General features: G+C 64.0%; 19 protein-coding genes. 10 read left to right on the forward strand and 9 right to left on the reverse strand.

What is annotated here, in order from left to right; genetic code table 11:
* Positions 1 to 165: 165 nt before the first annotated feature.
* Positions 166 to 831: a response regulator transcription factor gene (locus BLR26_RS16600; protein ID WP_045201960.1), complete on the reverse strand. Its 666-nt coding sequence runs from the start codon at positions 829 to 831 to the stop codon at positions 166 to 168.
* Between the two features lie 161 nt (positions 832 to 992).
* On the opposite strand from BLR26_RS16600, the gene BLR26_RS16605 reads away from it, so the two are divergent.
* The gene (locus BLR26_RS16605) at positions 993 to 1,619 is read left to right on the forward strand and encodes a response regulator transcription factor (protein ID WP_093382718.1); all 627 of its coding nucleotides are present in this window, start codon (positions 993 to 995) and stop codon (positions 1,617 to 1,619) included.
* Here the strand turns inward: BLR26_RS16605 and BLR26_RS16610 are convergent.
* Positions 1,616 to 2,254, reverse strand: a complete 639-nt coding sequence (locus BLR26_RS16610; RefSeq protein WP_093382721.1) for a pentapeptide repeat-containing protein — start codon at positions 2,252 to 2,254, stop codon at positions 1,616 to 1,618. The genes BLR26_RS16605 and BLR26_RS16610 overlap by 4 nt on opposite strands.
* 78 nt (positions 2,255 to 2,332) lie before the next feature.
* Positions 2,333 to 4,204, reverse strand: coding sequence for a quinoprotein ethanol dehydrogenase (gene exaA, locus BLR26_RS16615; protein ID WP_093382724.1), 1,872 nt, complete (start codon positions 4,202 to 4,204; stop codon positions 2,333 to 2,335).
* Positions 4,205 to 4,464: 260 nt separating this feature from the next.
* On the opposite strand from exaA, the gene pedF reads away from it, so the two are divergent.
* Positions 4,465 to 4,902: a cytochrome c-550 PedF gene (gene pedF, locus BLR26_RS16620; protein WP_045201967.1), complete on the forward strand. Its 438-nt coding sequence runs from the start codon at positions 4,465 to 4,467 to the stop codon at positions 4,900 to 4,902.
* An 84-nt stretch (positions 4,903 to 4,986) separates the two neighbouring features.
* Here the strand turns inward: pedF and BLR26_RS16625 are convergent, their stop codons facing one another.
* Together BLR26_RS16625 and BLR26_RS16630 are read right to left on the reverse strand one after the other, a co-directional pair.
* On the reverse strand, positions 4,987 to 6,138 hold the full coding sequence (locus tag BLR26_RS16625) for an acyl-CoA dehydrogenase family protein (protein ID WP_093382727.1): 1,152 nt from the start codon (positions 6,136 to 6,138) through the stop codon (positions 4,987 to 4,989).
* A 16-nt stretch (positions 6,139 to 6,154) separates the two neighbouring features.
* Entirely contained in the window at positions 6,155 to 7,225 is a 1,071-nt protein-coding gene (locus BLR26_RS16630; RefSeq protein ID WP_093382730.1) for an enoyl-CoA hydratase/isomerase family protein, read from the reverse strand.
* Between the two features lie 339 nt (positions 7,226 to 7,564).
* Here BLR26_RS16630 and BLR26_RS16635 point away from each other — a divergent pair, with 339 nt between their 5' ends.
* The 3 genes from BLR26_RS16635 to BLR26_RS16645 all read left to right on the forward strand — a co-directional run bounded on the left by BLR26_RS16635 (position 7,565) and on the right by BLR26_RS16645 (position 12,572).
* Positions 7,565 to 8,746, forward strand: a complete 1,182-nt coding sequence (locus BLR26_RS16635; RefSeq protein WP_045201972.1) for a porin — start codon at positions 7,565 to 7,567, stop codon at positions 8,744 to 8,746.
* Positions 8,747 to 8,899: 153 nt separating this feature from the next.
* Positions 8,900 to 10,063: a nitric oxide-sensing protein NosP gene (gene nosP, locus BLR26_RS16640; protein ID WP_093387540.1), complete on the forward strand. Its 1,164-nt coding sequence runs from the start codon at positions 8,900 to 8,902 to the stop codon at positions 10,061 to 10,063.
* A complete protein-coding gene (locus BLR26_RS16645) occupies positions 9,993 to 12,572 on the forward strand; it encodes a PAS domain-containing hybrid sensor histidine kinase/response regulator (protein WP_093382733.1) in 2,580 nt (859 codons plus the stop codon). The genes nosP and BLR26_RS16645 overlap by 71 nt, the downstream gene beginning before the upstream one ends.
* On the opposite strand, the gene BLR26_RS16650 is transcribed toward BLR26_RS16645, so the two are convergent.
* Positions 12,550 to 13,557, reverse strand: coding sequence for an aldo/keto reductase (locus BLR26_RS16650; protein WP_093382737.1), 1,008 nt, complete (start codon positions 13,555 to 13,557; stop codon positions 12,550 to 12,552). The genes BLR26_RS16645 and BLR26_RS16650 overlap by 23 nt on opposite strands.
* Before the next feature lie 111 nt (positions 13,558 to 13,668).
* The gene (locus BLR26_RS16655) at positions 13,669 to 15,003 is read right to left on the reverse strand and encodes an MFS transporter (RefSeq protein WP_093382740.1); all 1,335 of its coding nucleotides are present in this window, start codon (positions 15,001 to 15,003) and stop codon (positions 13,669 to 13,671) included.
* A gap of 161 nt (positions 15,004 to 15,164) precedes the next feature.
* Between BLR26_RS16655 and BLR26_RS16660 the strand changes: the two genes are divergently transcribed.
* Together BLR26_RS16660 and BLR26_RS16665 are read left to right on the forward strand one after the other, a co-directional pair.
* Positions 15,165 to 16,265 carry a sugar diacid recognition domain-containing protein gene (locus BLR26_RS16660; RefSeq protein WP_045201980.1) on the forward strand — a complete coding sequence of 367 codons (1,101 nt, stop codon included), beginning with the start codon at positions 15,165 to 15,167 and terminating at the stop codon, positions 16,263 to 16,265.
* 110 nt (positions 16,266 to 16,375) lie between these two features.
* Entirely contained in the window at positions 16,376 to 17,524 is a 1,149-nt protein-coding gene (locus tag BLR26_RS16665) for a glycerate kinase (protein WP_093382743.1), read from the forward strand.
* A gap of 19 nt (positions 17,525 to 17,543) precedes the next feature.
* Here BLR26_RS16665 and moaA read toward each other — a convergent pair whose 3' ends face one another.
* Positions 17,544 to 18,548: a GTP 3',8-cyclase MoaA gene (gene moaA, locus BLR26_RS16670; protein WP_093382746.1), complete on the reverse strand. Its 1,005-nt coding sequence runs from the start codon at positions 18,546 to 18,548 to the stop codon at positions 17,544 to 17,546.
* A 341-nt stretch (positions 18,549 to 18,889) separates the two neighbouring features.
* Here moaA and BLR26_RS16675 point away from each other — a divergent pair, with 341 nt between their 5' ends.
* The 3 genes from BLR26_RS16675 (at position 18,890) to BLR26_RS16685 (ending at position 22,465) form a co-directional block, all read left to right on the forward strand.
* Entirely contained in the window at positions 18,890 to 21,214 is a 2,325-nt protein-coding gene (locus tag BLR26_RS16675; protein ID WP_093382749.1) for an FdhF/YdeP family oxidoreductase, read from the forward strand.
* A gap of 121 nt (positions 21,215 to 21,335) precedes the next feature.
* The gene (locus BLR26_RS16680) at positions 21,336 to 22,079 is read left to right on the forward strand and encodes a hypothetical protein (RefSeq protein WP_045201988.1); all 744 of its coding nucleotides are present in this window, start codon (positions 21,336 to 21,338) and stop codon (positions 22,077 to 22,079) included.
* A gap of 68 nt (positions 22,080 to 22,147) precedes the next feature.
* On the forward strand, positions 22,148 to 22,465 hold the full coding sequence (locus BLR26_RS16685; protein ID WP_093382752.1) for a DUF2388 domain-containing protein: 318 nt from the start codon (positions 22,148 to 22,150) through the stop codon (positions 22,463 to 22,465).
* A 265-nt stretch (positions 22,466 to 22,730) separates the two neighbouring features.
* Here the strand turns inward: BLR26_RS16685 and BLR26_RS16690 are convergent, their stop codons facing one another.
* Positions 22,731 to 23,609 carry an alpha/beta hydrolase gene (locus BLR26_RS16690; protein WP_093382757.1) on the reverse strand — a complete coding sequence of 293 codons (879 nt, stop codon included), beginning with the start codon at positions 23,607 to 23,609 and terminating at the stop codon, positions 22,731 to 22,733.
* Between the last annotated feature and the right edge of the window lie 252 nt (positions 23,610 to 23,861).

Genomic DNA, 23,861 nt, shown 5'->3' on the forward strand with positions numbered 1-23,861 from the left:
CAGTCGCGCACTCGGCAGCGGCCACGGGGCGCGACAGGCGACCAGTGCTGCAAGCGTGAGTGAGGGTGGTGTGCGACATGTGACTCTCCAGTTGATGTGCCCGAGCTTACTTCAGGCCTTGCCCAGGTTTCAATGGCTAATTTGCATGATTGTCATGGAGCGTGACTATCGCCGCAGGTAAGCGGTGAAGTCGATGTCGCCGGCACTGAGGATCGCCTGCACGCGGTTGTGCACGTTGAGCTTGCGCAAAATCGCCGAGACGTGAGCCTTGACCGTGGTTTCGGCGATGTCGAGGTTGTAGGCGATCTGCTTGTTCGATTCGCCCTTGGTCATGCGTTCGAGCACCAGCAACTGCTTGCGGGTCAGGGCTTGCAGCAGCTCGGGGGCAAAGCCCTGATGGTCACCCTGGTTGCGCCGGCTGCTGCTCTTTTGCGTGCGGATGATGTCCGGCGGCAAGTAGACATTGCCGTTGAGAATCTGCTCGATGGCCTCGGTCATCTGCGAGCGTGGCGAGGACTTGGTGATAAAGCCGACGGCGCCGTAGGTAATGGCCTGCAGCACGACTTGCTTGTCCTGTTCGGCCGAGACGATCACCACCGGGATGGTCGGCGCCTCGTTGCGCAGGTTGATCAAGCCGCCCAGGCCGTGCATGCCGGGCATGTTCAGGTCGAGCAGGATCAGGTCGAGGTCGTCATGATCGCCAGTGATCGCCAGGGCGCTGTCGAGGTCGGCGGTTTCCATCACCTCGCTGCCGGGAAAGCCGTCGCTGATGACATTGTGGATGGCCTCGCGAAACAACGGATGGTCGTCGGCGATCAGAATCTTGTACATGGCTTTGCACCTTATTGTTGTGGTTGTGCTGCACCCCTTCATTACAGGCCAGGTGCAACGCTTTGGGAATGCGACCATCGACAAGCAAAACAGTACCAAAGTAGTAGGCGGGCGCCCAGGCGTGCGTTCTAGCATGGGGCAAACCTGCGGGAGCTGCGAAGATGGCGATATTGCTGGTGGATGATCACCCGATGCTGCGCCTGGGCCTGGTCGCGGCGCTGCAACAGGGCCTGGAGGGCATGACGGTGATCGAGGCGGCCAGTGGCGAAGAGGCGCTGGCCAAGGTCGGCGAGCAGTTGCCGGGGCTGGTGATCATGGACGTTGACTTGCCGGGTATCAGCGGCGTGGAAACCACCCGACGCCTGCGCCAGCGCCTGCCGCAACTGCGCGTGCTGTTTTTCAGCGAGCACACCGACCTTGGCCTGGTGCGCCAGGCCATGGCGGCCGGCGCCTGTGGTTACCTGTCCAAGGCGGCGGAGCCTGCCGTGCTGCTTGAGGCGGTGCGCCGGGTGCTTTGCGGGCATGCCTACATCGAACAGGCACTGGCCACCGAGCTTGTCTGTCAGCCAGGCGATACCGGCATTCACGGCCTGACCCAACGTGAAACGGAAATCTTTCTGATGCTGGCCAAGGGCACGCCGACCCGGCTGATCGCCGAGCAGTTGTGCATCAGCAGCAAGACCGTGAGCAACTACCTGACCCTGCTCAAAAGCAAATTGCAGGTGGCCTCCCAGGCGCAGATGGTGCGCCTGGCGATCGAGGCCGGCTTGCTGCGGGTGGTTGCCTAGTCCCAGGTGGTCGGGCAGCCCTGGCAGCCTTGCATGTTGCTGTCCTGGAAGTTGGCGTAATGCTGGCGGCTGCCGCGCAGGTCGGCCTGCTCCAGGTTGCTTTCGCCGAACTTGGCTTCTTGCAGATTGGCATCGGCAAGGTTGGCGCCCTTGAGGTCGGCCTTGCTCAACCAGGTCATTTCCAGGTCGGCGGCCTGCAGTTTGCTGTTGTGCAGTTTGGCCCCGGACAGGCGGGCGAACTCCAGGTAGGCGGCGCTCAAGTCGGCATTTTCGAAGTTGGCGCCCTGGGCGAACATGCCCCAGGCCTGTACCGCAATCAGCCTGGCATCGCGCAGGTCGGCCAGGCGCAGGTTGCTTTGCTGCAGGCTGGCGCGGGTGAGGTTGGCGCCTTGCAGTCGGGCTTTTTCCAGGTTGGCCAGGTCCAGGCGCGCGTGGCGCAAATTCGCCCCGCGCAGGTCGGCACCGGCCAGGTTCATTTTGCGCAGGTCCTGGTTGCTGAGGTCGGCGTTGCGCAGGTTGGCGTTGGGGCACTGGCTCTCCTGGGCGATGGTGCAGCCGTTGATGATCAATGGCGCGTCGTCGTCGGCGAGGGCGGCGGTGCAGGCGAGGGTGAGCAAGAGCGGGAGGTATTTCATGGGGATCTCCTGGGCTGTGAGATGGCTATCGCCGGCCAAGCCCGCTCCAACACGGAGCGGGCTTGGCCGGCGATGGGCTTAGCGCTGGGCCGTCTTGGTATCCCAGGCCGGGATCTTGAACACCCAGAACGAGCCACCCTGGGCCACCGGCTTGGTCAGCTCGGCCATGTCGCCACCCCACAGCGGCACCGCGCCGCCGTAGCCGACGGTCACGCCGATGTACTGCTCACCGTCCTGTTCCCAAGTGATCGGCGGCGAGACGATGCCGCTGCCAGTCTGGAATTTCCACAGTTCTTCGCCGGTCTTGGCGTTGAAGGCCTTGAAGTAGCCATCACCGGTACCGGTGAACACCAGGTTGCCCTTGGTCGCCAGCACCCCGGCCCACAGCGGCAGGCGCTCCTTGTGCTCCCAGACCATCTTGCCGGTGGTCGGGTCCATGGCCCGCAGCGAACCGACGTGGTCCTCGTACATGCGCTTGATCCTGAAACCCATGCCCAGGTAGGCCGAGCCTTTCTTGTAGTTGACTTCCTCGGTCCAGTACTCCTCTTTCCACTGGTTCGACGGCACATAGAACAGGCCGGTGTCCTGGCTGTAGGCCATCGGGTTCCAGTTCTTGCCGCCCAAAAACGGTGGCGAGACTTCTACCGGCTTGCCCTTGGTTTGCCCAGGTTCGGGCTTGGCCGGACGCTGGCCGGGGTTTTCCACCGGGCGGCCGGTCTTGAGGTCGATGTGGCTGGCCCAGGTGATGTTGTCGGCGAACGGGAAGGCGTTCTTGAGTTTGCCGTTGGTGCGGTCGACCACGTAGAAGAAGCCGTTACGGTCAGCATGGGCGGTGGCCTTGTACTGCTTGCCGTCCTTGTCCTTGTAGTCGAACAGCACCAACTCGTTGTTGCCGGAAAAGTCCCAGGCGTCGTTAGGCGTGTGCTGGTAGAACCACTTCACTTCGCCGGTCGAGGGGTCGACACCGACCTGGCCCGAGGTGTAGAGGCTGTCGAAGTCGTGCGGGTTGCCATCCTTGGAGGTACGCGCCCAGGTGTTCCACGGCCCCGGGTTGCCGGCGCCGACGATGATGGTATTGGTCTCGGCATCGAAGCTTGCGCTCTGCCACGGCGCGCCGCCGCCATGGCTCCAGGCTTCGACCTTGCCGGTCTCGGTGTTCGGATCATCCGGCCAGGACGGCGCCTTGACGTCACCGGTGGGGGTGCTGTCCTTGCCGTTCAGGCGGCCCATGTGGCCCTCGACGAAGGGCCGCATCCACACCTCGTCGCCGGTTTCCGGGTCGCGGGCATACAGCTGGCCGACCACGCCGAATTCATCGCCGGAGCTGCCGTGAATCAGCAACACTTTGCCGCTCTTCTGGTCCTTGATCAGGGTCGGGGCGCCGGTCATGGTGTAGCCGGCGCTGTGGTCGCCGAACTTTTTCTTCCACACCACCTTGCCGGTGTCCTTGTTCAGGGCGATGACCTGGGCGTCGAGAGTGCCGAAGTAGATCTTGTCGCCATAGATGGCGGCGCCGCGGTTGACCACGTCGCAGCACGGGCGAATGTTGTCCGGCAGGCGATGGTTGTAGGTCCACAGGCGTTTGCCGGTCTTGGCATCGAGGGCAAACACCCGCGAGTACGAGCCGGTGACGTAGATCACGCCGTCGTTGACGATGGCCTGGGACTCCTGGCCGCGCTGCTTCTCGTCACCAAAAGAGTACGACCAGGCCGGGGTCAGCTTGAACACGTTGTGGTCGTTGACCTGGGCCAGCGGGCTCCAGCGCTGGGCATTGGTGCCCATGCCGTACTGCAGCACGTTGCCGGTGCTCTTGTGGTCGTCGGCGATGTCTTCCCAGCTCACAGGTTTCGCCAGGGCATGCGGGGCCAGGGCCAGGCTGCCCAGCAGGAGGACGGTATGCACGGCAGCAGTCAGCGGGGAAAGTGCGGCGGGTAACGATCTTATTGTCATGGTTGGAGTTCCCAATGAAGGTTTTGGCCTGCATAGCCTGGAACGCCAAGGGCGCGATCGATACGGAAAATCTCCCGGTCTTTACGGGAAAATTTCCCAGGCCGGGCATGATTTGGCACTGCCCCACAAGCGCTACTACCAAGGGAGGAGGCTGCGGCCACCAAAGCAGCATGGGGGCCTCGCCAGCACGTTTCTAAGATGCCGGCACAACCTTTCAGCCGAGAGGTTTTTGCGTGCAAACAGCAGTCGAGGGCAGAACAATGAAAACAGCAAAAAACGCCTGGTTGAGCCTGATCGTCAGCGCCAGCCTGATGAGCAGCGCCGGGGCTTTTGCCCATGGCAACGTGACGCCGACCGCGGTCAACACCGGCAACCTGGAAAAGCTCGGTGAGCAGTGGCGCGCAGAAAACCCCTACCGCAACAGCAAGGACCACGACGAGGCGGTGTCCATCGGTGCTTCGGCCTACAACCAGAACTGCGCCGCCTGCCACGGCCTTGAAGCCAAGTCCGGCGGCATCGCCCCGGACCTGCGCTTGCTCGACGAAGGCGCTGCCGGTGATGAATGGTTTGTCGAGCGGGTGCGCAATGGCGCAGTACGCGATGGCCGGGTGTACATGCCGAAGATGGCTGACTACCTCAGCCAGGAAGCCTTATGGGCGGTGCGCAGTTACCTCGACAGCGTGCATGTCGAGGAGTGACTGTAGGAGCGGGCTCGACCCGCGATAGCGATTCAACAGTGATATCGCATCGCGGGTCAAGCCCGCTCCTAAAGTAGGCCGTGTTTACAAGGTGTAGTGCTTCAACTCCCGGGCAATCAGCATGCGCTGGATTTCGCTGGAGCCTTCGTAGATCTGGGTAATGCGCGCATCGCGGTAGTAACGCTCGACCGGGTAATCTTCCAGATAGCCATACCCGCCATGCACCTGGATCGCTTTGGAGCACACCCGCTCGGCCATTTCCGAGGCGAACAGCTTGGCCTGTGAGGCTTCGCTCAGGCATGGCTTGCCGGCGCTGCGCAGGCGTGCGGCGTGGAGAATCAACAGCCGTGCGGCGTTGATCTGCACCTGCATGTCGGCCAGCAGGTTGGCGATGCTCTGGTGCTCGTTGATCGGCTTGCCGAACTGAATACGGTCACGCGAATACACCAGCGCCGCCTCGAATGCCGCGCGGGCAATGCCCAGGGCCTGGGCGGCGATGCCGATACGCCCGCCTTCGAGGTTGGACAGGGCAATGGCCAGGCCCTTGCCGCGCTCGCCGAGCATGTTGGCTGCCGGGATACGGCAGTTGTTGAGGGTCACCGCGCAGGTGTCGGAGGCGCGGATGCCCATCTTGTGCTCGCTGCGATCGACCACGAAGCCTTCGTTGTCGGTGGGCACCAGGAACGCCGAAATACCTTTTTTGCCCAGCTCCGGGTCAGTGACCGCGAAGACGATCGCCAGCCCTGCACGGCGGGCATTGCTGACGAACTGCTTGGCGCCATTGATCACCCAGTGATCGTCCTTAAGCTCGGCGCGGGTGCGCAGGTTGTGGGCCTCGGAGCCCGCTTGCGGCTCGGTCAGGCAGAAGCAGCCGATCACCTGGCCGCTGGCCAGGCGCTCAAGCCAGGTCTGTTGCTGTTCGGCGCTGCCGTAGGCGAGCAGCGGGCCGCAGCCCACCGAATTGTGAATGCTCATCAGCGCACCGGTGGCACCATCGCCGGCGGCGATCTCTTCGACCGCCAAGGCGTAGGCGACATAGTCGGTGTAACTGCCGCCCCATTGCTCGGGCACGACCATGCCCAGCAGGCCCAGCTCGCCCATCTTCTGCACCACGCCATCGTCGATCCTGCCGGCCTTTTCCCAGGCCTGGGCATGGGGGGCGATCTCGCCACGGGCGAAGTCCCGGGCCATGTCGCGGATCATGATCTGTTCTTCAGTCAGTTCCAGGTCTTGCATCTGCGTACTCCAGGCCTCAGAGGCCTTCGAAGAATTGATCCACGCGCTGGCGGTCGAGGCCGGCGAGGGTGGCGGGGTTCCAGCGTGGCTGCTTGTCCTTGTCGATGATCAGTGCGCGTACGCCTTCGATCAGGTCGCCATGCTCGAACCACTGGCGGTCCAGGTGCAGCTCCATCTTGAAGCAGTCTTCAAGACTCAGGTGACGGCCGCGACGAAGCATCTCCAGGGTCACGGCCATGGCCAGCGGCGAGCGGCTGTCGAGCAGATCGGCGGCTTTCAGTGCCCATTCATGGCTGTCGGCCACGGTCACGGCGCGCAGTTGCTCGACGATACTGGCAACGTCGGGCAGGGCGAAGAAGTGATCGATGGCCGGGCGCAGCCTGGCCAGCGGTGCGTCTTCAAGCACCTGAGTGCCGAGTTTGGCCAGCACCCCTTGCAGGTCCTTGAGCGGGTGTTCGCCAAAGCTCAGGGTGTCGAGGCGCTCATCGAGGCTGGCCAGTTTGCTGCTGTCCAGGTACCAGTCGGCCAGGCCACAGTACAGCGCATCGGCCGCCTGCACCTGGACGCCGCTGACCCCCAGGTAGATGCCCAGTTCGCCGGGAATGCGCGAGAGGAAATAACTGCCGCCAACATCCGGGAAATAACCGATGGCGGTTTCCGGCATGGCCAGGCGGCTGCGCTCGGTGACCACCCGCAGGTCGGCGCCCTGGGCCAGGCCCATGCCGCCGCCGAGGGTGAAGCCGTCCATCAGTGCCAGCACCGGCTTGGGGTAATGGTGGATGCACAGGTCGAGGGCGTATTCCTCGACGAAAAAATCCCGGTGCAGGCTGTCACCGGCCTTGTAGCTGTCGTACAGCGAACGGATGTCGCCGCCGGCGCAGAAACCTTTCGGGCCTTCGCCGCGCAGGGTCACGGCATGCACCTGTGAGTCCGTGGCCCAGGCGTCAAGTTGGCGCTGCAGGCGGCGGACCATGTCCAGGGTCAGGGCGTTGAGGCCGGAGGGGCGGTTGAGGGTCAAGTGACCGATATGGTTGCGAACCTCGGCCAGTACATGGACGTCGGTTGGCGCTTGAGCGTGCGCGGTCATCGCTTTCTCCCTGCTTTGTTATTGATTTTCCACGTGTTTTAACACGGTCTGGATAGGCGCTAGAGGATCGAAGGATCGTATCAGTGCAAATTTGCCCAATACAATCCGTAAATCTGCAGGCTCAGTCTGCATTTTTGCATGGGCGGGCGCGCCTAACGCACCGGGTCTTGCCACTTTAGCCTTGTGACACTGACGGGCAAGGGATTAGTTCCGCCTGCGGGCAGCCGGGCCGGTTGCGCCAAAGCAGCACGGGAGCGCCGCCAAGGCAGGGTATGGCCGCTTGCCGGGCCTTTCGATAATCGCCTCCGACATCTGTCCCCCCGTTTTGCGGAGAGCGCCATGCACAACAATAACAATGCCAATCGCCGTTTCCTGCCGTTGCTGACAAGCCTTGCCGCCCTGGGCCTGAGCCCGCTGGCCGGCGCCGAGATCATGCTCTACGACAAGGAGCAGACGACCTTTTCCACCGACGGCTACATCAACGCCTTCTACGTCAACAGCGACGTCGACCGCGCCGGGGAGCAATACGACCGTCGCCAGTCGCGGGTGAAGATGGGCTTTCTGCCCAATTACCTGGGCTTCAACATGACTCGCCAGGTTGATGATCTCAAGCTCGGCGGCCGGGCGTCGTTCTGGGTGACCATCAACGACAGCGAAACCAACGGCACCGACACCGCCATCGACGTGCGCCAGTTCTACGGCACCGTGGCCAACCCCGAATGGGGCGAGGTGTTGATCGGCAAGGACTTTGGCCTGTTCGCCCGCTCCAACATCCTCCTCGACGAGTTGCTCGCCGGCTACGGCCAGGTCAGCGACACCTTGGGCCTGGTCGATGGCGGCGGGGTGTCGTTCGGCAACATCGGCAGCGGCTACCCGTACCCGTTCCCGACCTCGCAGATCACCTACCGCACGCCGGTGTTGGACGGCTTGCGCATTGCCGTGGGGATCCTCGACCCGGTGGACACCAACGACGACAGCGCGGTGGGCAAGGCCTACCAGGAAAACCCGCGCACCGAGAGCGAGATCACCTACCAGTTCGACCTCGGCGGCGCGCAGATTTACAGCTGGCTCAACGGCACCTACCAGACCTCGGACAACACCGACAGCAGCGTCGATTCGGTGACTTCCAAGGGCCTCGGCTATGGCGTGCAGGCGAAGATCGGCGGGTTGTCGCTGACCGGCTCAGGTTTTACCGCCAAGGGCATCAACCCGTTCTTCACCAACAACGCCGGCGAGGCGACCTTGCGTGAGGTCGACAGCAAGGGTTATCTGCTTCAGGGCTCGTACAAGCTCGGCAAGAACCGTCTGGCGCTGTCGTATGGCAAGACCAGGGATGACGGCAATGGCGCAGTGAACACCGGCGCCGACTATGAAACCCGTGGCATAGCGCTGTTTCATGACATCAACGACAACCTCAAGCTGGTCGCCGAGTACAACCAGTTCGAGATCGACGGCCATGAAGGCGATGCGCAGAATGAAGACACCGATACCTTCGCCGTGGGCGCGGTGCTGACCTGGTAAACGCATTGACCGGTAGGAGCGGGCTCGCCCCCCCGATGAGGCTACCCGCTCTACAACCAATGCCACCCATACCCAGTACCCAAGTAGCATTCGGCGCGCTACCGCGCCTGCCTAAACTGCCTGCATCGATCAATGCCCACCCAGGAGGCACCCATGCAGCAGTTCCCGGCCGAGGGCGTGATCAGTGCCGTGTCGCGGGCCAGCGCCGCCGAGCTTGCCGCCCAGGAACTGGCCAGCCAGCTGCTGCACCCGCACCTGGGTTTCGTGTTGTTCTTCTGCTCCGCCGAGTACGACCTGCCGGCCCTGGCCCAGGCCCTGCAACAGAGCTTCGGCGGCATTCGCCTGGCCGGTTGCACCAGTGCCGGCGAACTTACCCCCGACGGTTACGGCCGTGGCTGCATCACCGCCCTGGGTTTTGATCACCGGCAGTTTTCCATCGCCGCCGAACTGATCGACGCCATGCCGGCGTTCAGCCTGATCCAGGCCCAGGCCACGGTCGAGCGCCTGGTGGGCGAGTGTCGTAGCAATACCCTGGCGCCGATCAAGGGCCACAGCTTTGCCCTGACCCTGCTCGACGGCCTGTCCAGCCGTGAAGAAACCGTGCTGGCGGCACTCAGTGCGGCGTTGGGCGATATCCCGCATTTCGGTGGCTCGGCCGGTGACGACAATCATCTGCACCACACCCATGTGTACTTCGACGGCGCCTTTCGCAGTGGCGCTGCGGTGGTGCTGCTGGTCAACACCGGGCTTGAGTTCGAGGTGTTCACCACCCATCACATCGAGCCGCGCAGTGAAAAACTGGTAATCACCCGCGCCGATCGCCAGTTGCGCCGGGTCTACGAGCTCAACGCCGAACCGGCAGCGCTTGAATACGCGCAGTTGATCGGCGTGCCGGTCAGCCAGATCAATCACCGCACCTTCGCCGCCCACCCGCTGGCGGTGCGCATCAACGAGCGTTATTACGTGCGCGCCATCCAGCAGGTGCACGAGGACCTGAGCCTGAGTTTCTACTGCGCGGTGGAGAACGGCATCGTCCTCACCGCCATGCGTCCGGGGCCGCTGTTGCCGAATCTGCAGCACCTGTTTAGCGGCCTGCAACAACGCCTCGGGCCCTTGCTGCTGACCATCGGTTGCGATTGCTTCCTGCGCCGCCTGGAGCTCGAAGGCAGCGACAGCCTGGCCGAGGTCGGCCGTTTTCTGCGCAGACAGCGGGTGCTGGGTTTCAACTCCTACGGGGAACAGTTCAATGGCATGCACATCAACCAGACCTTCACCGGCGTTGCCATCGGCCGGCCCCGAGGCCAGTGTGAACAGTGACCCGCGCCTGGCCGAGCTGCAACGGGCCAACCACAAGCTGCTGCGCATCAACGCTGCGCTGATCGAGCGCCTGGAGTCGGGGGCGGCGCGCCCGGACGATTCCTATGCGGCGTTCCAGCATTCGGTGGTGCTGGCCGAACAGGTACGCGAGCGCACCGATGCCCTGAACCAGACCCTAGTCGAGCTCAAGGCCAGCAACCACCTGCTCAGCGAGGCCCGGCTGCGCGCGGAAACCGCCCACCAGCACCTGGTCGATGCCATCGAAAGCATCTCCGACGCCTTTGTGCTGTTCGACCCGGACTTGCGCATCGTCCTCTTCAACAGCCGTTTCAAAGCCTTCTGGGCCGGCAGCCGCTTGCGCATCATCAGCGGCATGCGCCTGGCCGAGGTCAAGCGCCTGATGCACAGCAGCGGCCTGTTGCGCGAAGAACTGCGCGGTGTCAGCGACGAACACCTGCTGTACCGTCTGCACAACGGGCGCTGGCTGCAGGTCAGCGAGCGGCCAACCCAGGACGGCGGGCGGGTGATGCTGTTCACCGACATCACCGAAGTCAAGCACAGCGAAACCCGGCGCCGCGAGCAGGCGGTGGCGCAAAAGTCCTACTTGCTGCAACGGGCGGTCGACAACCTGTCCCAGGGCGTGGCCATGGTCAATGCCGACGGCGTGCTGGAACTGTGGAACCGGCGTTTTCTCGAACTCAGCGGCCTGGCGCCGATCGCCGCCCACCGATCCTTTACCGAAGTGATCGCCGACAGCGAACTGGCCTTGCTGACCCCGGCCAGCCGCGACGGCAATGGCCGCTGTGTGCATGAACTGGAACAGCGCCTGTTCGACGGACGCATGCTGGAAATCCGTACCCATCCGTTGCCCACCGGCGGTTTCGTCAACACTTTCACCGACATCACCGAACGCTACCAGCACGCGCAAGCCCTGAGCGAAAGCGAGCGCTGGATTCGGCTGATCACCGACCATGTGCCGGCGCTGATTGCCTACCTCAATGCCGAGCTGGTCTACGAGTTCACCAACAAGGTCTACGAGCAGTGGTACTGCTGGCCGCCGGGGGTGATGCTCGGGCAGAACCTGCGCGAGGTGCACAGCCCCGGGCACTACCAGCGCCTGGAGGGTTACATCGAGCGGGCGCTGGCCGGCGAGAGCGTGACGTTCGAATGCGCCGAGACCCACGTCAACGGCCAGGAACGCTACATGCTGCGCTCCTACGTGCCCAACCGCCTGGCCAGTGGCGAGGTGGTTGGGATTTTCGTGCTGATTCGCGACATCACCGAACGCCGGCGCAGTGCCGAGGCCCTGCACCAGGCCTATCAGAACCTCGAAGTGCGGGTACGCGAACGCACCGCCGAACTGAGCAAGGCCAAGCAGCAAGCCGAGCAGGCCAACCTGTCGAAGACCAAGTTCCTCGCCGCCGTCAGCCATGACTTGCTGCAACCCTTGAACGCGGCGCGGCTGTTCACCAGTGCCTTGCTCGAACAGAGCAGCGCTAACCCTGCGCTGGTGCGCAATGTTAGCAACTCGCTGGATGACGTCGAGAACCTGCTCGGCACCCTGGTGGATATCTCCAAGCTCGACGCCGGGGTGATCAAGGCCGACCTTGCCAGCTTCGCCGTCAGCGACCTGCTCGACAACCTCGCCGCCGAATTTGCTCATGCCGCCGCCAGCGCGGGCCTGCGCATGGCCTATGTGCCCTGTGGGCTGAGCGTGCACAGCGATATCCAGTTGCTGGCGCGGATACTGCGCAACCTGCTCAGCAATGCCATCCGCTACACCCCGCGCGGCCGCGTGCTGCTCGGCTGCCGGCGGCGCGCCAAGGCGTTGTCGATCGAGGTCTGGGACACCGGCATCGGCATTGCCCAAGAGCGCCGCGAAGAGGTGTTTGAGGAGTTTCGTCGTGGTGATGCGCAGCGCCCGGACCAGGACCGCGGCCTGGGCCTGGGCTTGGCCATCGTCGACAAGATCGCCGGGATTCTCGGCCACCGCCTGCAATTGCGTTCAGTGCCGGGCAAGGGCTCGGTGTTTACCGTCGAAGTACCCTGCAGCCTCCAGGCACCCAGGCGGCTGGCCGAACCCGACCTCAGCGAGCCGCTGCGCGAACGCCTGGAAGGCGCGCGTATCTGGGTGCTGGATAACGACGCGGCGATCTGCGCCGGCATGCGCACCTTGCTCGAGCAGTGGGGCTGCGAGGTGGTGACGGCCTTGAGTGAGCAGGACCTGGCGCGCCAGGTGGCCTGCAACAGCGCCGAAGCCGACCTGCTGATCGCCGATTACCACCTGGACAACGGCCGCAACGGCGTCGATGCGGTGGCGGCGATCAATGCCCAGCGGCCTGTACCGCTGGCGGCCTTGATGATCACCGCCAACTACAGCAACGAGCTAAAACAACAGGTGCGCGAGCGCGGCCATACGTTGATGCACAAGCCGGTGCGGCCGATGAAGCTCAAGGCCGCCATCAGCCACCTGCTCGGCGCCGAACTCAGCGCGCCGCGCGACCGCTGACGTAGTGCGCGCTGTCGTTGTAGCCGTGAGTCGAGGCGTGGCCCGGGGTTACCAGTGAATCGATGAAGGCTTCGTCTTCAGCGCTGATCTGCACCGCCAGCGCGCCGCTGTAGGTGTCCCACTGGGCTTCGGTGCGCGGGCCGACGATCGCCGAGCTGACCGCGCGGTTGTTGAGCACCCAGGCGATGGCGAACTCGACCATGCCGATGCCCCTGGGCTGCAGGTAGGCGTGGATCTGCTGGGCGATCTGCAGCGATTCTGGGCGCCATTCGGTTTCCAGGATGCGCTTGTCCTGGCGTCCGGCGCGGCTGTTGGCATCGGGGCTGGCATTGGGCGCGTACTTGCCGCTGAGCACGCCGCGCGCCAGCGGGCTGTAGGGCACGATGCCCAGGCCGTGATGGGCGGCGGCGCTGAACTGCTCGGGTTCGGCCTGGCGGTTGACGATGTTGTACAGCGGCTGGCTGACCACCGGCTTGGGCACGCCCAGGCGCTCGGCCAGGTTGCACAGCTCGGCGATGCGCCAGCCGCGGAAGTTGGACACACCCCAATGGCGGATCTTGCCCTGGCGCAGCAGGTCGCCGATGGCGCTGACGGTGACCTCAAGCGGGGTGTTGTGGTCTTCGCGGTGCAGGTAGTAGATGTCCAGGTAATCGGTGCCCAGGCGGGTCAGGCTGGCTTCGATGGCATTGAAGATGTGCTTGCGGCTTAAGCCGCTACGGTTGGGCCGGCCCTCGGCAGGGCCGAAGCCGACCTTGGAGGCGAGGATCCAGTCGTGGCGGTGGCGGGCAATGGCCTCGCCGACGATTTCCTCGCTGCGCCCGGCGTTGTAGACGTCGGCGGTGTCGATGAAATTGATGCCCTGGTCCCAGGCCTTGGCGATGATGCGCAGCGAGTCTTCGGTGCTGGTCGGCTCGCCGAACATCATGCTGCCCAGGGTCAGTGCCGACACCTGCAGGCCGCTTTGGCCCAGTGGACGGTAAATCATGATCGAAAGGCCTTTGGCGATTGGAATTCGATCTGTTTTACACAGTTCCACCTCTGATTTAAAGCATCGCGGGGCACGCCCGCTCCTACATTATGTAGGAGCGGGCTTGCCTCAGTTCGCCGGTTCGGCCGCCGCCCCGGCAGCCCGCACCCGCGAAACCCGCAGCGCCACCAAACTACCAAACACAATCAAGCCCGCCAGCGAATACAGCGCGGCATCGGTCGAGCCGGTCTGGTCCTTGATGAAACCGACCAGGTAGGGGCTGAGAAAGCCGGCCATCTGCCCGACCGAGTTGATGATCGCCAGGCCCGCCACTGCGGTACCGGCGCTGAGCAGTGCGGTGGGCATCGGCCAGAACATCGGCAGGCCGGTGAGGGCGCCCATGGTGGCAATGCTCAAACCGATAATCGCAATCACCGGGCTGTGGCCGAAGTTCACCGCGATCAGCAGGCCCAGGGCACCCATCAGCATCGGCACGACAAGATGCCAGCGGCGCTCGTTGCGCAGGTCTGCCGAGCGCCCGACCAGCAGCATGAACACCCCGGCCAGCAGGTAGGGGATGGCGCTCAGCCAACCGATCAGCAGGGCGTCGCTGAAACCCAGGTTCTTGATGATCGACGGCAGCCAGAAGTTGATCGCATAGACCCCGCTCTGGATGCAGAAGTAGACGAAACCGAAGGTCCAGATCAGCGGGTTGGCAAACACCGACAGCAGGCTGTCGCTGCTGGTCACCGGCTTGCTGGCGGCATCGGCCTTGAGGTCGGTTTCGATGATCTGGCGTTCGGCCGGGCTTAGCCATTTGGCCTTGGCGTAACCATCACTGAGCAGGAAGATCGCCAGAAAGCCCAGCAGCACGGTCGGCAGGCCCTGGATCAGGAACATCCACTGCCAGCCGGCCAGGCCATGCTGGCCGGCGGCGAAATGATTGAGAATCCAGCCCGAGAATGGCCCGCCGAGCAAGCCCGACACCGGGATCGCCGACATGAACAGGGCCATAATCCGCCCGCGACGGGTGGCCGGGAACCAGCGCGAAAGGTACAGCACGATGCCGGGGAAGAAGCCCGCTTCGGCGGCGCCGGTGAACAGGCGCAGGACGTAGAACTCCATGGGCGTGGTGACGAACAGCAGGCAGGTCGACAGCGTGCCCCAGGCGATCATCATCAGCGCGATCCAGCGTCGCGGGCCGAAGCGGTTGAGCGCCAGGTTGCTGGGCAGCCCGCACAGCACATAGCCGATGAAGAAAATCCCGGCACCCAGGCCGTAGATGGTTTCGCTGAACTTGAGCGCATCGAGCATCTGCAACTTGGCAAAGCCGACGTTGACCCGGTCCAGGTAGTTGAACAGGTAGCAGATGAAGATGAACGGAATCAGCCGCAAGGTGATGCGCCGATACAGCGCATTGCGGGTGACGTCTTGGCCTTGGTCAGGGGCAGGGCTGTATGACATGATTCTCTCTCTGTTGTTATGTTTATCGCCGCAGCCTGCATCGAGGCGGCTGCTGCGACGAGTCTCGGTGAGCGGACCGTGGCTGTCTTTGTGCTTTTGCACAGCAATTCGTGCGGCCTGCTGTGCCCCGGACCAATCATTGCGACAACAAGGATCCTCCCATGTTCGAACTGGACCATGACCTGGCGCAAGACATCGTCGAGCGGGCGATGGCGATTCTGCCGTGCAACGTCAACGTCATGGACAGCCAGGGCCTGATCCTCGGCAGTGGCGAGCCCGAGCGCATCAACACCCGTCACGAAGGTGCGCAGCTGGTGCTGGCCAACGGTCGAATCGTCGAGCTCGACGTCGAAGCGGCCAAGTGCCTCAAGGGTGTGCAGCCCGGGGTCAACCTGCCGCTGCTGCTCGACGGGCGCTTGATCGGCGTGCTGGGCCTGACCGGTGATCCGCAGCAGTTGCGCACCTATGGCGAGCTGGTACGGATGACCGCCGAAATGCTTTTGGCCCAGCGTCACCTGCAGGTCGAGCAGCAGTGGCGGCGCCAGCGCTGCGACGACCTGCTGGCATTGCTGCTGGGCGGCTCTGGCGATTCGCCGCGGCTGGTCGATGAGGCTCGCCAGCTGGGCCTCAAGCCGCAACTGCCGCGCATTCCCTGCCTGTTTGAGCTGGACGCCGGGCCTGCGGCCGAGGCGTTGGCCAGCTGGTTGATGAGCCGCTACCCGGACAGCTGGTGCGTAAGCCCCGCGCGCCAGTCGCTGCTCTGGTGCCGGCCCGCCACCGTGGTGCTGGATGAGCCGAAACTGCTGGAGCGTTTGCAACGCCATGGCTGGCAGGTGCAGCGCCTGGCCGCAGGTTCGCCGGCGCAAAGCCTGGAGCAACTGCGCCGGGGTTATCGGCGGGTGCGCGACTTGCTGGCCTATGGCCGCGAAGTGCTGCCGGCCGAGCGCCTGCTGACCTTGAGCCGCTACCGGCTGCCAGCGTTGCTGTGGCGCCATCGCAATGATGACGCCCTCGACGAGCTGCTCGAACCGCTGCAGCGCATTCGTGCCAAGGACAACAGCGGCCAGCTGCTGGCGACCCTGCGCGCCTGGTGTGCCCACGATGGCCAGAGCCAGGCCTGCGCCGATGCCCTGGGCATTCACCGCAACAGCCTGCGCTATCGCCTGGAGCGCATCGCCGAACTGAGCGAAGTCGACCCGTTGCGCCTGGAAGGGATGCTCAGCCTGTACCTGGGCTTGCAGTTGCTGCCAGCCGGCAACTGAGGCAGTTTTGGCCAAGTGCCAAACAAGCGCGGGCGGTTTTTGTGCATCCGACCGACGCACTCTTGCAGCCCAACTGTCAGCATGCAGGCATCTGGATCAGGAGAATCCCCATGAAAATCGTCATCGCCCCCGACTCGTTCAAGGACAGCCTCAGCGCCGAAGGCGTCGCCGACGCCATTGCTGCCGGTATTGCCCTGGTGTTGCCGCAGGCGCAACGGGTCAAGTGCCCGATGGCCGACGGCGGCGAAGGTACCATGGCGGCCATCGTCGCTGCCTGTGCCGGCGAGCTGCGCAGCCTGCGCGTGCGCGGACCGCTGGGTGAGCCGGTCGACGCCGGTTGGGGCTGGCTGGCCGACAGCCACACGGCGATCATCGAAATGGCCACCGCCAGTGGCCTGCAACTGCTCACCCTGGCGCAGCGCGATGCCTGTCGCAGCAGCACCTTTGGCACCGGCCAACTGATTGCTGCGGCGCTGGATGCCGGCGCCCGGCGGATTATCCTGGCCATCGGCGGCAGTGCCACCAATGATGCCGGCAGCGGCATGTTGCGGGCGCTGGGCCTGCAATTGTTCGACGCCGACAATCAGCCGCTCGCTGAAGGCGGCCTGGCCCTGGCCCAGCTTGCCCGCATCGATGCCAGCGCGTTGGACCGGCGTTTGCGCGAGGTGCAGCTGGAAGTTGCCGCGGATGTCGACAACCCGCTGTGCGGCAGCAATGGCGCTTCAGCGATCTTTGGCCCGCAAAAGGGCGCAAGCCCCGAGCAGGTCCGGGCCCTGGACCAGGCCTTGGGACACTTTGCCGACCACTGCGGGCAACTGCTGGGCACTGATGTGCGTGACTTCCCTGGCAGCGGCGCCGCTGGCGGCATGGGCTTTGCCGCCAAGGCCTTCATGCAGGCGGCCTTTCGCCCGGGGATCGAAGTGGTGGCCGAGCTTGCCGGGCTTGAAGCGGCGGTGCAGGGGGCAGACCTGGTGATTACCGGCGAGGGCCGTTTTGATGCGCAGACCCTGCGCGGCAAGACGCCGTTCGGCGTGGCCCGGGTAGCACAGCGCCATGGGGTGCCGGTGGTGGTGATTGCTGGCACCTTGGGCGAGGGTTACCAACAGCTGTATGCCCATGGCATCGACGCCGCGTTTGCCCTGACCAGCGAGCCGATGACCCTCGAGGCGGCCTGTGCCAATGCGCCAGCCTTGCTCCAGGCCCGCGCTGGCGACATCGCCCGCCTGTGGTGCCGCGCCCGGGCGTTGCCCGCCGGCTGACGGGCCGGCGTCATCGCCGCTAGCCCCCCGTCATGTTCATGAAACGCAAAATCTGCACCTCGCCATTGATATCGAAAGTATGGCTGTAGGGTTTGAGGGTCATGGCCTGGCGGATGGCCTTGTCCAGGCGTTCGCTGTCACCCGGGTGGGCACGCAGCACCTGCTTGAGGTCGGCGGCGTGCTCATTGCCCAGGCACAGCAGCAGACGGCCTTCGACGGTCAGCCGCACGCGGTTGCAGCTGGCGCAAAAGTTGTGGCTGTGCGGCGAGATGAAGCCGATGCGGATATCCGGCGCCTCAGCCAGACGCCAGTAACGCGAGGGGCCCTGGGTTGATTCGGCCGACTCGATCAGGCTGAAGTGCTCGGCGATACGCGCGCGCACTTCGTCACTTGAACAATAGGACTCGCTGCGCTGGTGCTCGCTGATCACCCCCAGGGGCATTTCTTCAATAAAGGAAATATCCAGCTGGCGATCGATGGCAAAGCGCACCAGATCGACCACTTCATCATCGTTGCGGCCCTTGAGCACCACGCAGTTGAGCTTGGTGCGGCGAAAGCCGGCTGCATGGGCGGCGTCGATGCCGGCAACCACCTGGGCCAGGTCGCCGGTGCGGGTCAAAGCCTTGAAACGCTCGGCATCGAGGCTGTCGAGGCTGATGTTCAGGCGCGAAAGGCCGGCATCGAACAGCGGCTGGGCCAGGCGGGTGAGTTGCGAGCCGTTGCTGGTCATGCACAGTTCGCGCAGGCCGGGCAGGGCGGCGATGCGTGCGCACAGCTCGACGATGCCGGCGCGCACCAGCGGCTCGCCACCGGTCAGGCGGATCTTGCGGGTGCCCATGGCGACGAAACGCTCGGCCAGCTGGTACAGCTCCTCGAGGGTGAGGATGCGCTGGCGCGGCAGGAACTGCATGTCTTCGGCCATGCAATAGACGCAGCGAAAGTCGCAGCGATCGGTGACCGACATGCGCAGGTAATCGATTTTACGACTGTAGCCGTCGACCAGTTGTTTGCCGTTTGCACTCATGCTGGGCTGGGCCTCTTATCGCGCGTCTGGGATGCGTTTGCGCACTAGTTCTTTGATGATGGTCGAGGCTATTTAAATCGTCCATGTCGGTCAAATCACTAATAATGACCAACTGATAAGGCTCATCTATCGGTAGCTTGCAGCCCCCGTATTACGAGGGTTTCAGCTTCGTGATAGAGGGTTTTGATCGGTTCGTCATTTGTTTTGATTAGACGCCTGAGTCCACGCTCAATAGCCTGAAAGGGTAGAAAACGAAGTTCGCCATTAATCAACCTGTCAATAACAAGTTGTTAATCGGTGAAACGTTAAAGATGCCCTGCGAGCCAAGCGAGGAAGCCGCGATGAGCCAAGATGAACATATAAAAAACTATGACGCCCCCGCCGCCGGTTGGGGTGCGCTGAAAAGCGTGACCAAGAGCTGGCTGGGCAGCGAAAACGCCTTCAAGAACCTGCGCGTTATGCTCAAGACCAACCAGAACGGCGGTTTCGACTGCCCCGGTTGCGCCTGGGGCGAGTCGCCGGAAAGCGGCATGGTCAAGTTCTGCGAGAACGGCGCCAAGGCGGTCAACTGGGAGTCCACCGGGCGCCTGGTCGATGCGGATTTCTTCGCCCGCTACAGCGTCACCGAGCTGGCCCGCCAGAGCGACTACTGGCTTGAATATCAGGGCCGCCTGACCCATCCGATGCGCTATGACGCCGCCACCGACCACTACGTCGAAACCAGCTGGGAGGACGCCTTTGCGCTGATCGCCCAGCACCTCAACAGCCTCGAGTCTCCTGACCAGGCCGAGTTCTACACCTCCGGCCGGGCCAGCAACGAGGCGGCGTTCCTTTACCAGCTGTTCGTGCGCGCCTACGGCACCAACAACTTCCCTGATTGCTCGAACATGTGCCATGAGGCCAGCGGTGTCGGCATGTCGGAAACCCTCGGGGTAGGCAAGGGCACGGTGGTGTTCGACGACCTGGAGCACGCCGACGCAATCTTCGTTATCGGCCAGAACCCCGGCACCAACCATCCGCGCATGCTCGAACCGCTGCGCGAGGCAGTCAAGCGCGGGGCCCAGGTGATCTGCCTGAACCCGCTCAAGGAGCGTGGCCTGGAGCGTTTCCAGCATCCGCAGCACCCGTTCGAGATGCTCAGCAACGGCTCCGAGTCGACCAACACCGCGTACTTTCGTCCGGCCCTGGGCGGCGACATGGCGGTGATGCGCGGCATCGCCAAGTTTTTGCTGCAATGGGAACGCGAGGCCCAGGCCAAGGGCGAGCCGGCAGTGTTCGACCACGTCTTTATCGCCGAGCACACCTCAGGGCTCGACGCTTACCTGGCCGAAGTCGATGCCACCCGTTGGGCGCATATTGTCGAGCAGTCGGGCCTGAGCCTGGCCGAGCTTGAGCTGGCTGCCCGCATGTACCGGCGCGCCGAGCGGGTGATCATGTGCTGGGCCATGGGCGTGACCCAGCACCGTCACTCAGTGCCGACCGTGCAGGAAATCATCAACCTGCAGCTGCTGCGCGGCAACGTCGGCAAGCCGGGCGCCGGGCTGTCGCCGGTACGCGGCCACAGTAACGTGCAAGGCGACCGCACCATGGGCATCGACGAGCAGCCACCGGCGCGCCTGCTCGATGCCCTGGAAGCGCGCTTCGCCTTCAAGGCCCCGCGCCTGCACGGGCACAACGCGGTGCTGGCGATCCAGGCCATGGAAGAGCAGCGCGCCAAGGTGTTCATCGCCCTGGGCGGCAACTTCGCCCAGGCCACCCCCGATACCCCGCGCACCCACGACGCCTTGCGCAACTGCGCGCTGACCGCGCACATCGCCACCAAGCTCAACCGCTCGCACCTGGTCACCGGCCGTGACGCCCTGATCCTGCCGTGCCTGGGCCGTACCGAAATCGACCTGCAGGCCGAAGGGCCGCAAGGCATCACCGTCGAAGACACCTTCAGCATGGTGCATATCTCCCACGGCCAGCTCAAACCCTGCTCGCCGCTGCTGCGCTCGGAGCCTGCGATCGTCGCCGGCATCGCCAAGGCCACCCTCGGTGACCGGCCGATCGACTGGCAGTGGACGGTTGCCGACTACAGCCGCATTCGCGACCTGATTGCCGACGTTATCCCGGGTTTCGAGGACTTCAATGCGCGCCTGCAGCACCCAGGTGGCTTCCACCTGGGCAACACCGCGGCGCAGCGCGATTGGCACACCGAAAGCGGCAAGGCGCAGTTCACTGCCAGCGTGCTGCCGGCGCAGCTGGTCAACGAAGAAGTTCTGGCCCGTGGCGACACCCCGGACCTGATCCTGCAGACCCTGCGCTCCCACGACCAGTACAACACCACCCTGTACGGCCTCGACGATCGCTACCGCGGCGTATTCGGCCTGCGTGAGGTGGTCTTCGCCAACGAGCAGGACATCCGCCGCCTGGGCTTCAAGCCCAACGACAAGGTCGATATGGTCTCGCTGTGGGAAGACGGCCGCGAGCGACGGGTCAGTGGCTTTACCCTGGTCGCCTACGACATTCCGCCAGGCCAGGCCGCGGCCTACTACCCGGAGACCAACCCGCTGGTGCCGCTGGAAAGCTACGGTGAGCGCACCTTCACACCGACCTCGAAATTCATCGCCATCAAGCTCGAGAAAGCCAGCGCCGACAACCTGATTCCATCAGCGCACCTCTGACGCTGTACTCGAGTCGCTGAGGCAATCGCGCCCACCATCGCACTTTTTCCGATTTGTCGGCTCTATTCATGGCCAGGCGACGCTGACTCCCAGCGTCGCCGCTGATTACCGACCGGTGCCGATGGTTGATCCGTTTCTCGTTTTCCTGCGACACCTGCGCCTGCCGGTGATGGCGGGCGCCTTGCTTGCCAGCCTCAGCGCCTGCAGCCAGCAACAAGGCCGCGACATCGTCAGCCAGTTCAGCCAAGGCCGCCCTCAAGAGCTGTTGCAGACCAGCGTCGACCGCATGGCCACGCTGTCGATGCGCGACAACCTGCGCAGCCTTTACCTGCTGATGAACAAGCTGTACCAGCGCAACCCCAACCAGTGGCGCCAGTCCGGCTATGTCGATGCCAGCACCGCCGAGCGGCAGATCCGCCAGGCCATCGAGCAACGCCAGCCGTTGGCGCAACTGGGCGAGCGCCGCGACCTGGCTGCGCTCAGCTATGCGCTTAGCCCGGAGTTTCGCGGCGATCGGGTCGGCGCCTTCATCTATGCCATTGGCAGCATGCTGGTCACCGCCCATGGCGGGCGCACCGAATTTTTCATGACCGACACCATCGACCCGCAGTTCGTCAGCAATGCCGCGCGCAACATCGAAAAGGCCACCTGGCTGCTCAGCCAGCGCCAGGACGCCAATGGCGTGCTGCTGCTGTTTTCCAATGAAATATCGGAGGAGGGCAGCAACCTGAGCTTTGCCGTGGAATTCGGCAAGATCGTCGCGCGCCTGGACCTGCTGGCGCAGATGCTCGACGAGCGCTATCGGCGTATTGGCCTTAACTACGCGCAAAGCCTGCTGCTGATGAACTTCCTGCCGGTGCAATAGGCCGGGGAACTCAAGGTACTTACGGCAATCCTAGTTGATGTAGGTACTCTTTATCCGGAGGCATCACCATGCGCCGTTTACTGCTCGTTTCCTCGCTTGTGCTCTGTCTGCCCTTCGGCTCGGCCCTGGCCAAAGTCGACGCCGGTGATGTTGCCACCTCGGCCGGGGTATCCGCTTCGCTGTACTCGACCTTCAAGGACGACAAACGCATCATCCCCGCCCGTGACGACGCCTCGTCGTTCATTGCCAGTGACGGTGCGATCCGCGGCGTGTACCTGGAGTCGATGCTGCAGAGCATCCGCGCGCAGAACCCCGACCTCAAAGCCAGCGACGAAGAGCTGGCGCGGGCGATCTTGCTGCAAGAGCAGTTCGGCGCCGGGCAATAATCACCAGTGCTGGCGATGAGGCCGGTGAAGTCAATGCAGCAGGCGGCGCCTGGATTACGACCGCTGCGCGCTCGATCGCAGGCAAGGCCAGCTCCCACCGGTTCGGTGTAAACAGGCCCACTGTGGGAGCGGGCTTGACCCGCGATGAGGCCGGTGCAGTCAGCACATCAGATGTTGAGCGCTGGCAAGGCCCCCACAGGTTCGGAGTACACAGGTCCACTGTGGGAGCGGGCTTGACCCGCGATGAGGCCGCTACAGGTCCACCTCAAAGCGCCTCGATCGCCTGCCGGTAACGCTGCCCCGCCAGGCTCATGCTGTTGTTATGGGTAGCCCCCGGCACCAGCAGCAGGTTTTTCGGCGGCTGCGCCGCAGCGAACAGTTGCTCGCTGAAACGCGGCGGCACAAATCGGTCGTCCAGGCCGTGAACCACCAGCAGCGGCATGCCGATGGCGGCAATCTTGTCGATTGAATCGAACTTCTGCGACAGCAGCCAGCGCACTGGCAGCGAGGTCTTGGCCACTGCCGTGGCGGCATCGCCCAGGGAGGTGAAGGTCGATTCGATGATCAAGCCGCGCGCCGGCACCGGACGCTGGTCCTTGTGCGCTTGCTGGCCCAACTGCGCGGCCAGCTCGACCGCCACCGCACCGCCCAGCGAGTGCCCGTAGATCAGCCGTTTGCGCGGGTCGGGCTGCAACGCCTGCAAGCGTTCCCAGGCCACCTGCGCGTCCTCGTAGACGCTCGCCTCGGAGGGCAGGCCGCCACGGCTCTGGCCAAAACCGCGGTAGTCGATCGCCAGCACCGAATAGCCAAGGTTATGCAGTTGCTGGATGCGAAACAGCTGGCCGGTGAGGTTCCAGCGCACCCCGTGCAGGTAGAGGATGGCCGGTGCATCCGGCCTTTTTGCTGGCCACCACCAGGCGTGGATGTTCTGCCCGGCCTTGAAGGTCTCGGGCCGTAACTCAAGCTCCTGGACGCCTGCGGGCATGCCCCGGTACCAGCTGGCATTGCCCGGCTCGATGCGAAACAGCAACTCGCGCTCCTTGTGCTCGAGCACCGCGCAACCCACCGGCAGGCCGACCACTACGCTGGTCAGGGCCAGCCCGTAGAGCCAGCGGCGAGGGTGTTTGAGCGAGAAAAAGGCCATGGTAAATCGTTCGTCTGAATACAAAGACGCGTTTTAACAGAAGCGCCGCCCAAGCTGTAGGGGAACTTGCCAGGCGACGAACTGCACCTCGCGAAATGCAACGCATTACTAGACTCTCTGCAGCCCGTTCATGGCGCGCCCGCAGGGCTTGGACGCAGCGCCGGACCGAGTTGATCGATCGATCACATTGCACACCCGTACCAGAGGCGCACCGGGTTCCAGCAAGGCAGTCGGCATCTCGTGCACGTGGCG

Origin of the sequence: Pseudomonas sp. UC 17F4, assembly GCF_900101695.1 — a bacterium.
GTDB lineage: Bacteria > Pseudomonadota > Gammaproteobacteria > Pseudomonadales > Pseudomonadaceae > Aquipseudomonas.

Excerpts from the sequence above, each read along its gene's own strand:
- BLR26_RS16600 (WP_045201960.1), bottom strand. The coding sequence starts at position 831 with ATGTACAAGATTCTGATCGCCGACGACCATCCGTTGTTTCGCGAGGCC.
- BLR26_RS16605 (WP_093382718.1), top strand. The coding sequence starts at position 993 with ATGGCGATATTGCTGGTGGATGATCACCCGATGCTGCGCCTGGGCCTG.
- BLR26_RS16610 (WP_093382721.1), bottom strand. The coding sequence starts at position 2,254 with ATGAAATACCTCCCGCTCTTGCTCACCCTCGCCTGCACCGCCGCCCTC.
- exaA (WP_093382724.1), bottom strand. The coding sequence starts at position 4,204 with ATGACAATAAGATCGTTACCCGCCGCACTTTCCCCGCTGACTGCTGCC.
- pedF (WP_045201967.1), top strand. The coding sequence starts at position 4,465 with ATGAAAACAGCAAAAAACGCCTGGTTGAGCCTGATCGTCAGCGCCAGC.
- BLR26_RS16625 (WP_093382727.1), bottom strand. The coding sequence starts at position 6,138 with ATGCAAGACCTGGAACTGACTGAAGAACAGATCATGATCCGCGACATG.
- BLR26_RS16630 (WP_093382730.1), bottom strand. The coding sequence starts at position 7,225 with ATGACCGCGCACGCTCAAGCGCCAACCGACGTCCATGTACTGGCCGAG.
- BLR26_RS16635 (WP_045201972.1), top strand. The coding sequence starts at position 7,565 with ATGCACAACAATAACAATGCCAATCGCCGTTTCCTGCCGTTGCTGACA.
- nosP (WP_093387540.1), top strand. The coding sequence starts at position 8,900 with ATGCAGCAGTTCCCGGCCGAGGGCGTGATCAGTGCCGTGTCGCGGGCC.
- BLR26_RS16645 (WP_093382733.1), top strand. The coding sequence starts at position 9,993 with ATGGCATGCACATCAACCAGACCTTCACCGGCGTTGCCATCGGCCGGC.
- BLR26_RS16650 (WP_093382737.1), bottom strand. The coding sequence starts at position 13,557 with ATGATTTACCGTCCACTGGGCCAAAGCGGCCTGCAGGTGTCGGCACTG.
- BLR26_RS16655 (WP_093382740.1), bottom strand. The coding sequence starts at position 15,003 with ATGTCATACAGCCCTGCCCCTGACCAAGGCCAAGACGTCACCCGCAAT.
- BLR26_RS16660 (WP_045201980.1), top strand. The coding sequence starts at position 15,165 with ATGTTCGAACTGGACCATGACCTGGCGCAAGACATCGTCGAGCGGGCG.
- BLR26_RS16665 (WP_093382743.1), top strand. The coding sequence starts at position 16,376 with ATGAAAATCGTCATCGCCCCCGACTCGTTCAAGGACAGCCTCAGCGCC.
- moaA (WP_093382746.1), bottom strand. The coding sequence starts at position 18,548 with ATGAGTGCAAACGGCAAACAACTGGTCGACGGCTACAGTCGTAAAATC.
- BLR26_RS16675 (WP_093382749.1), top strand. The coding sequence starts at position 18,890 with ATGAGCCAAGATGAACATATAAAAAACTATGACGCCCCCGCCGCCGGT.
- BLR26_RS16680 (WP_045201988.1), top strand. The coding sequence starts at position 21,336 with ATGGTTGATCCGTTTCTCGTTTTCCTGCGACACCTGCGCCTGCCGGTG.
- BLR26_RS16685 (WP_093382752.1), top strand. The coding sequence starts at position 22,148 with ATGCGCCGTTTACTGCTCGTTTCCTCGCTTGTGCTCTGTCTGCCCTTC.
- BLR26_RS16690 (WP_093382757.1), bottom strand. The coding sequence starts at position 23,609 with ATGGCCTTTTTCTCGCTCAAACACCCTCGCCGCTGGCTCTACGGGCTG.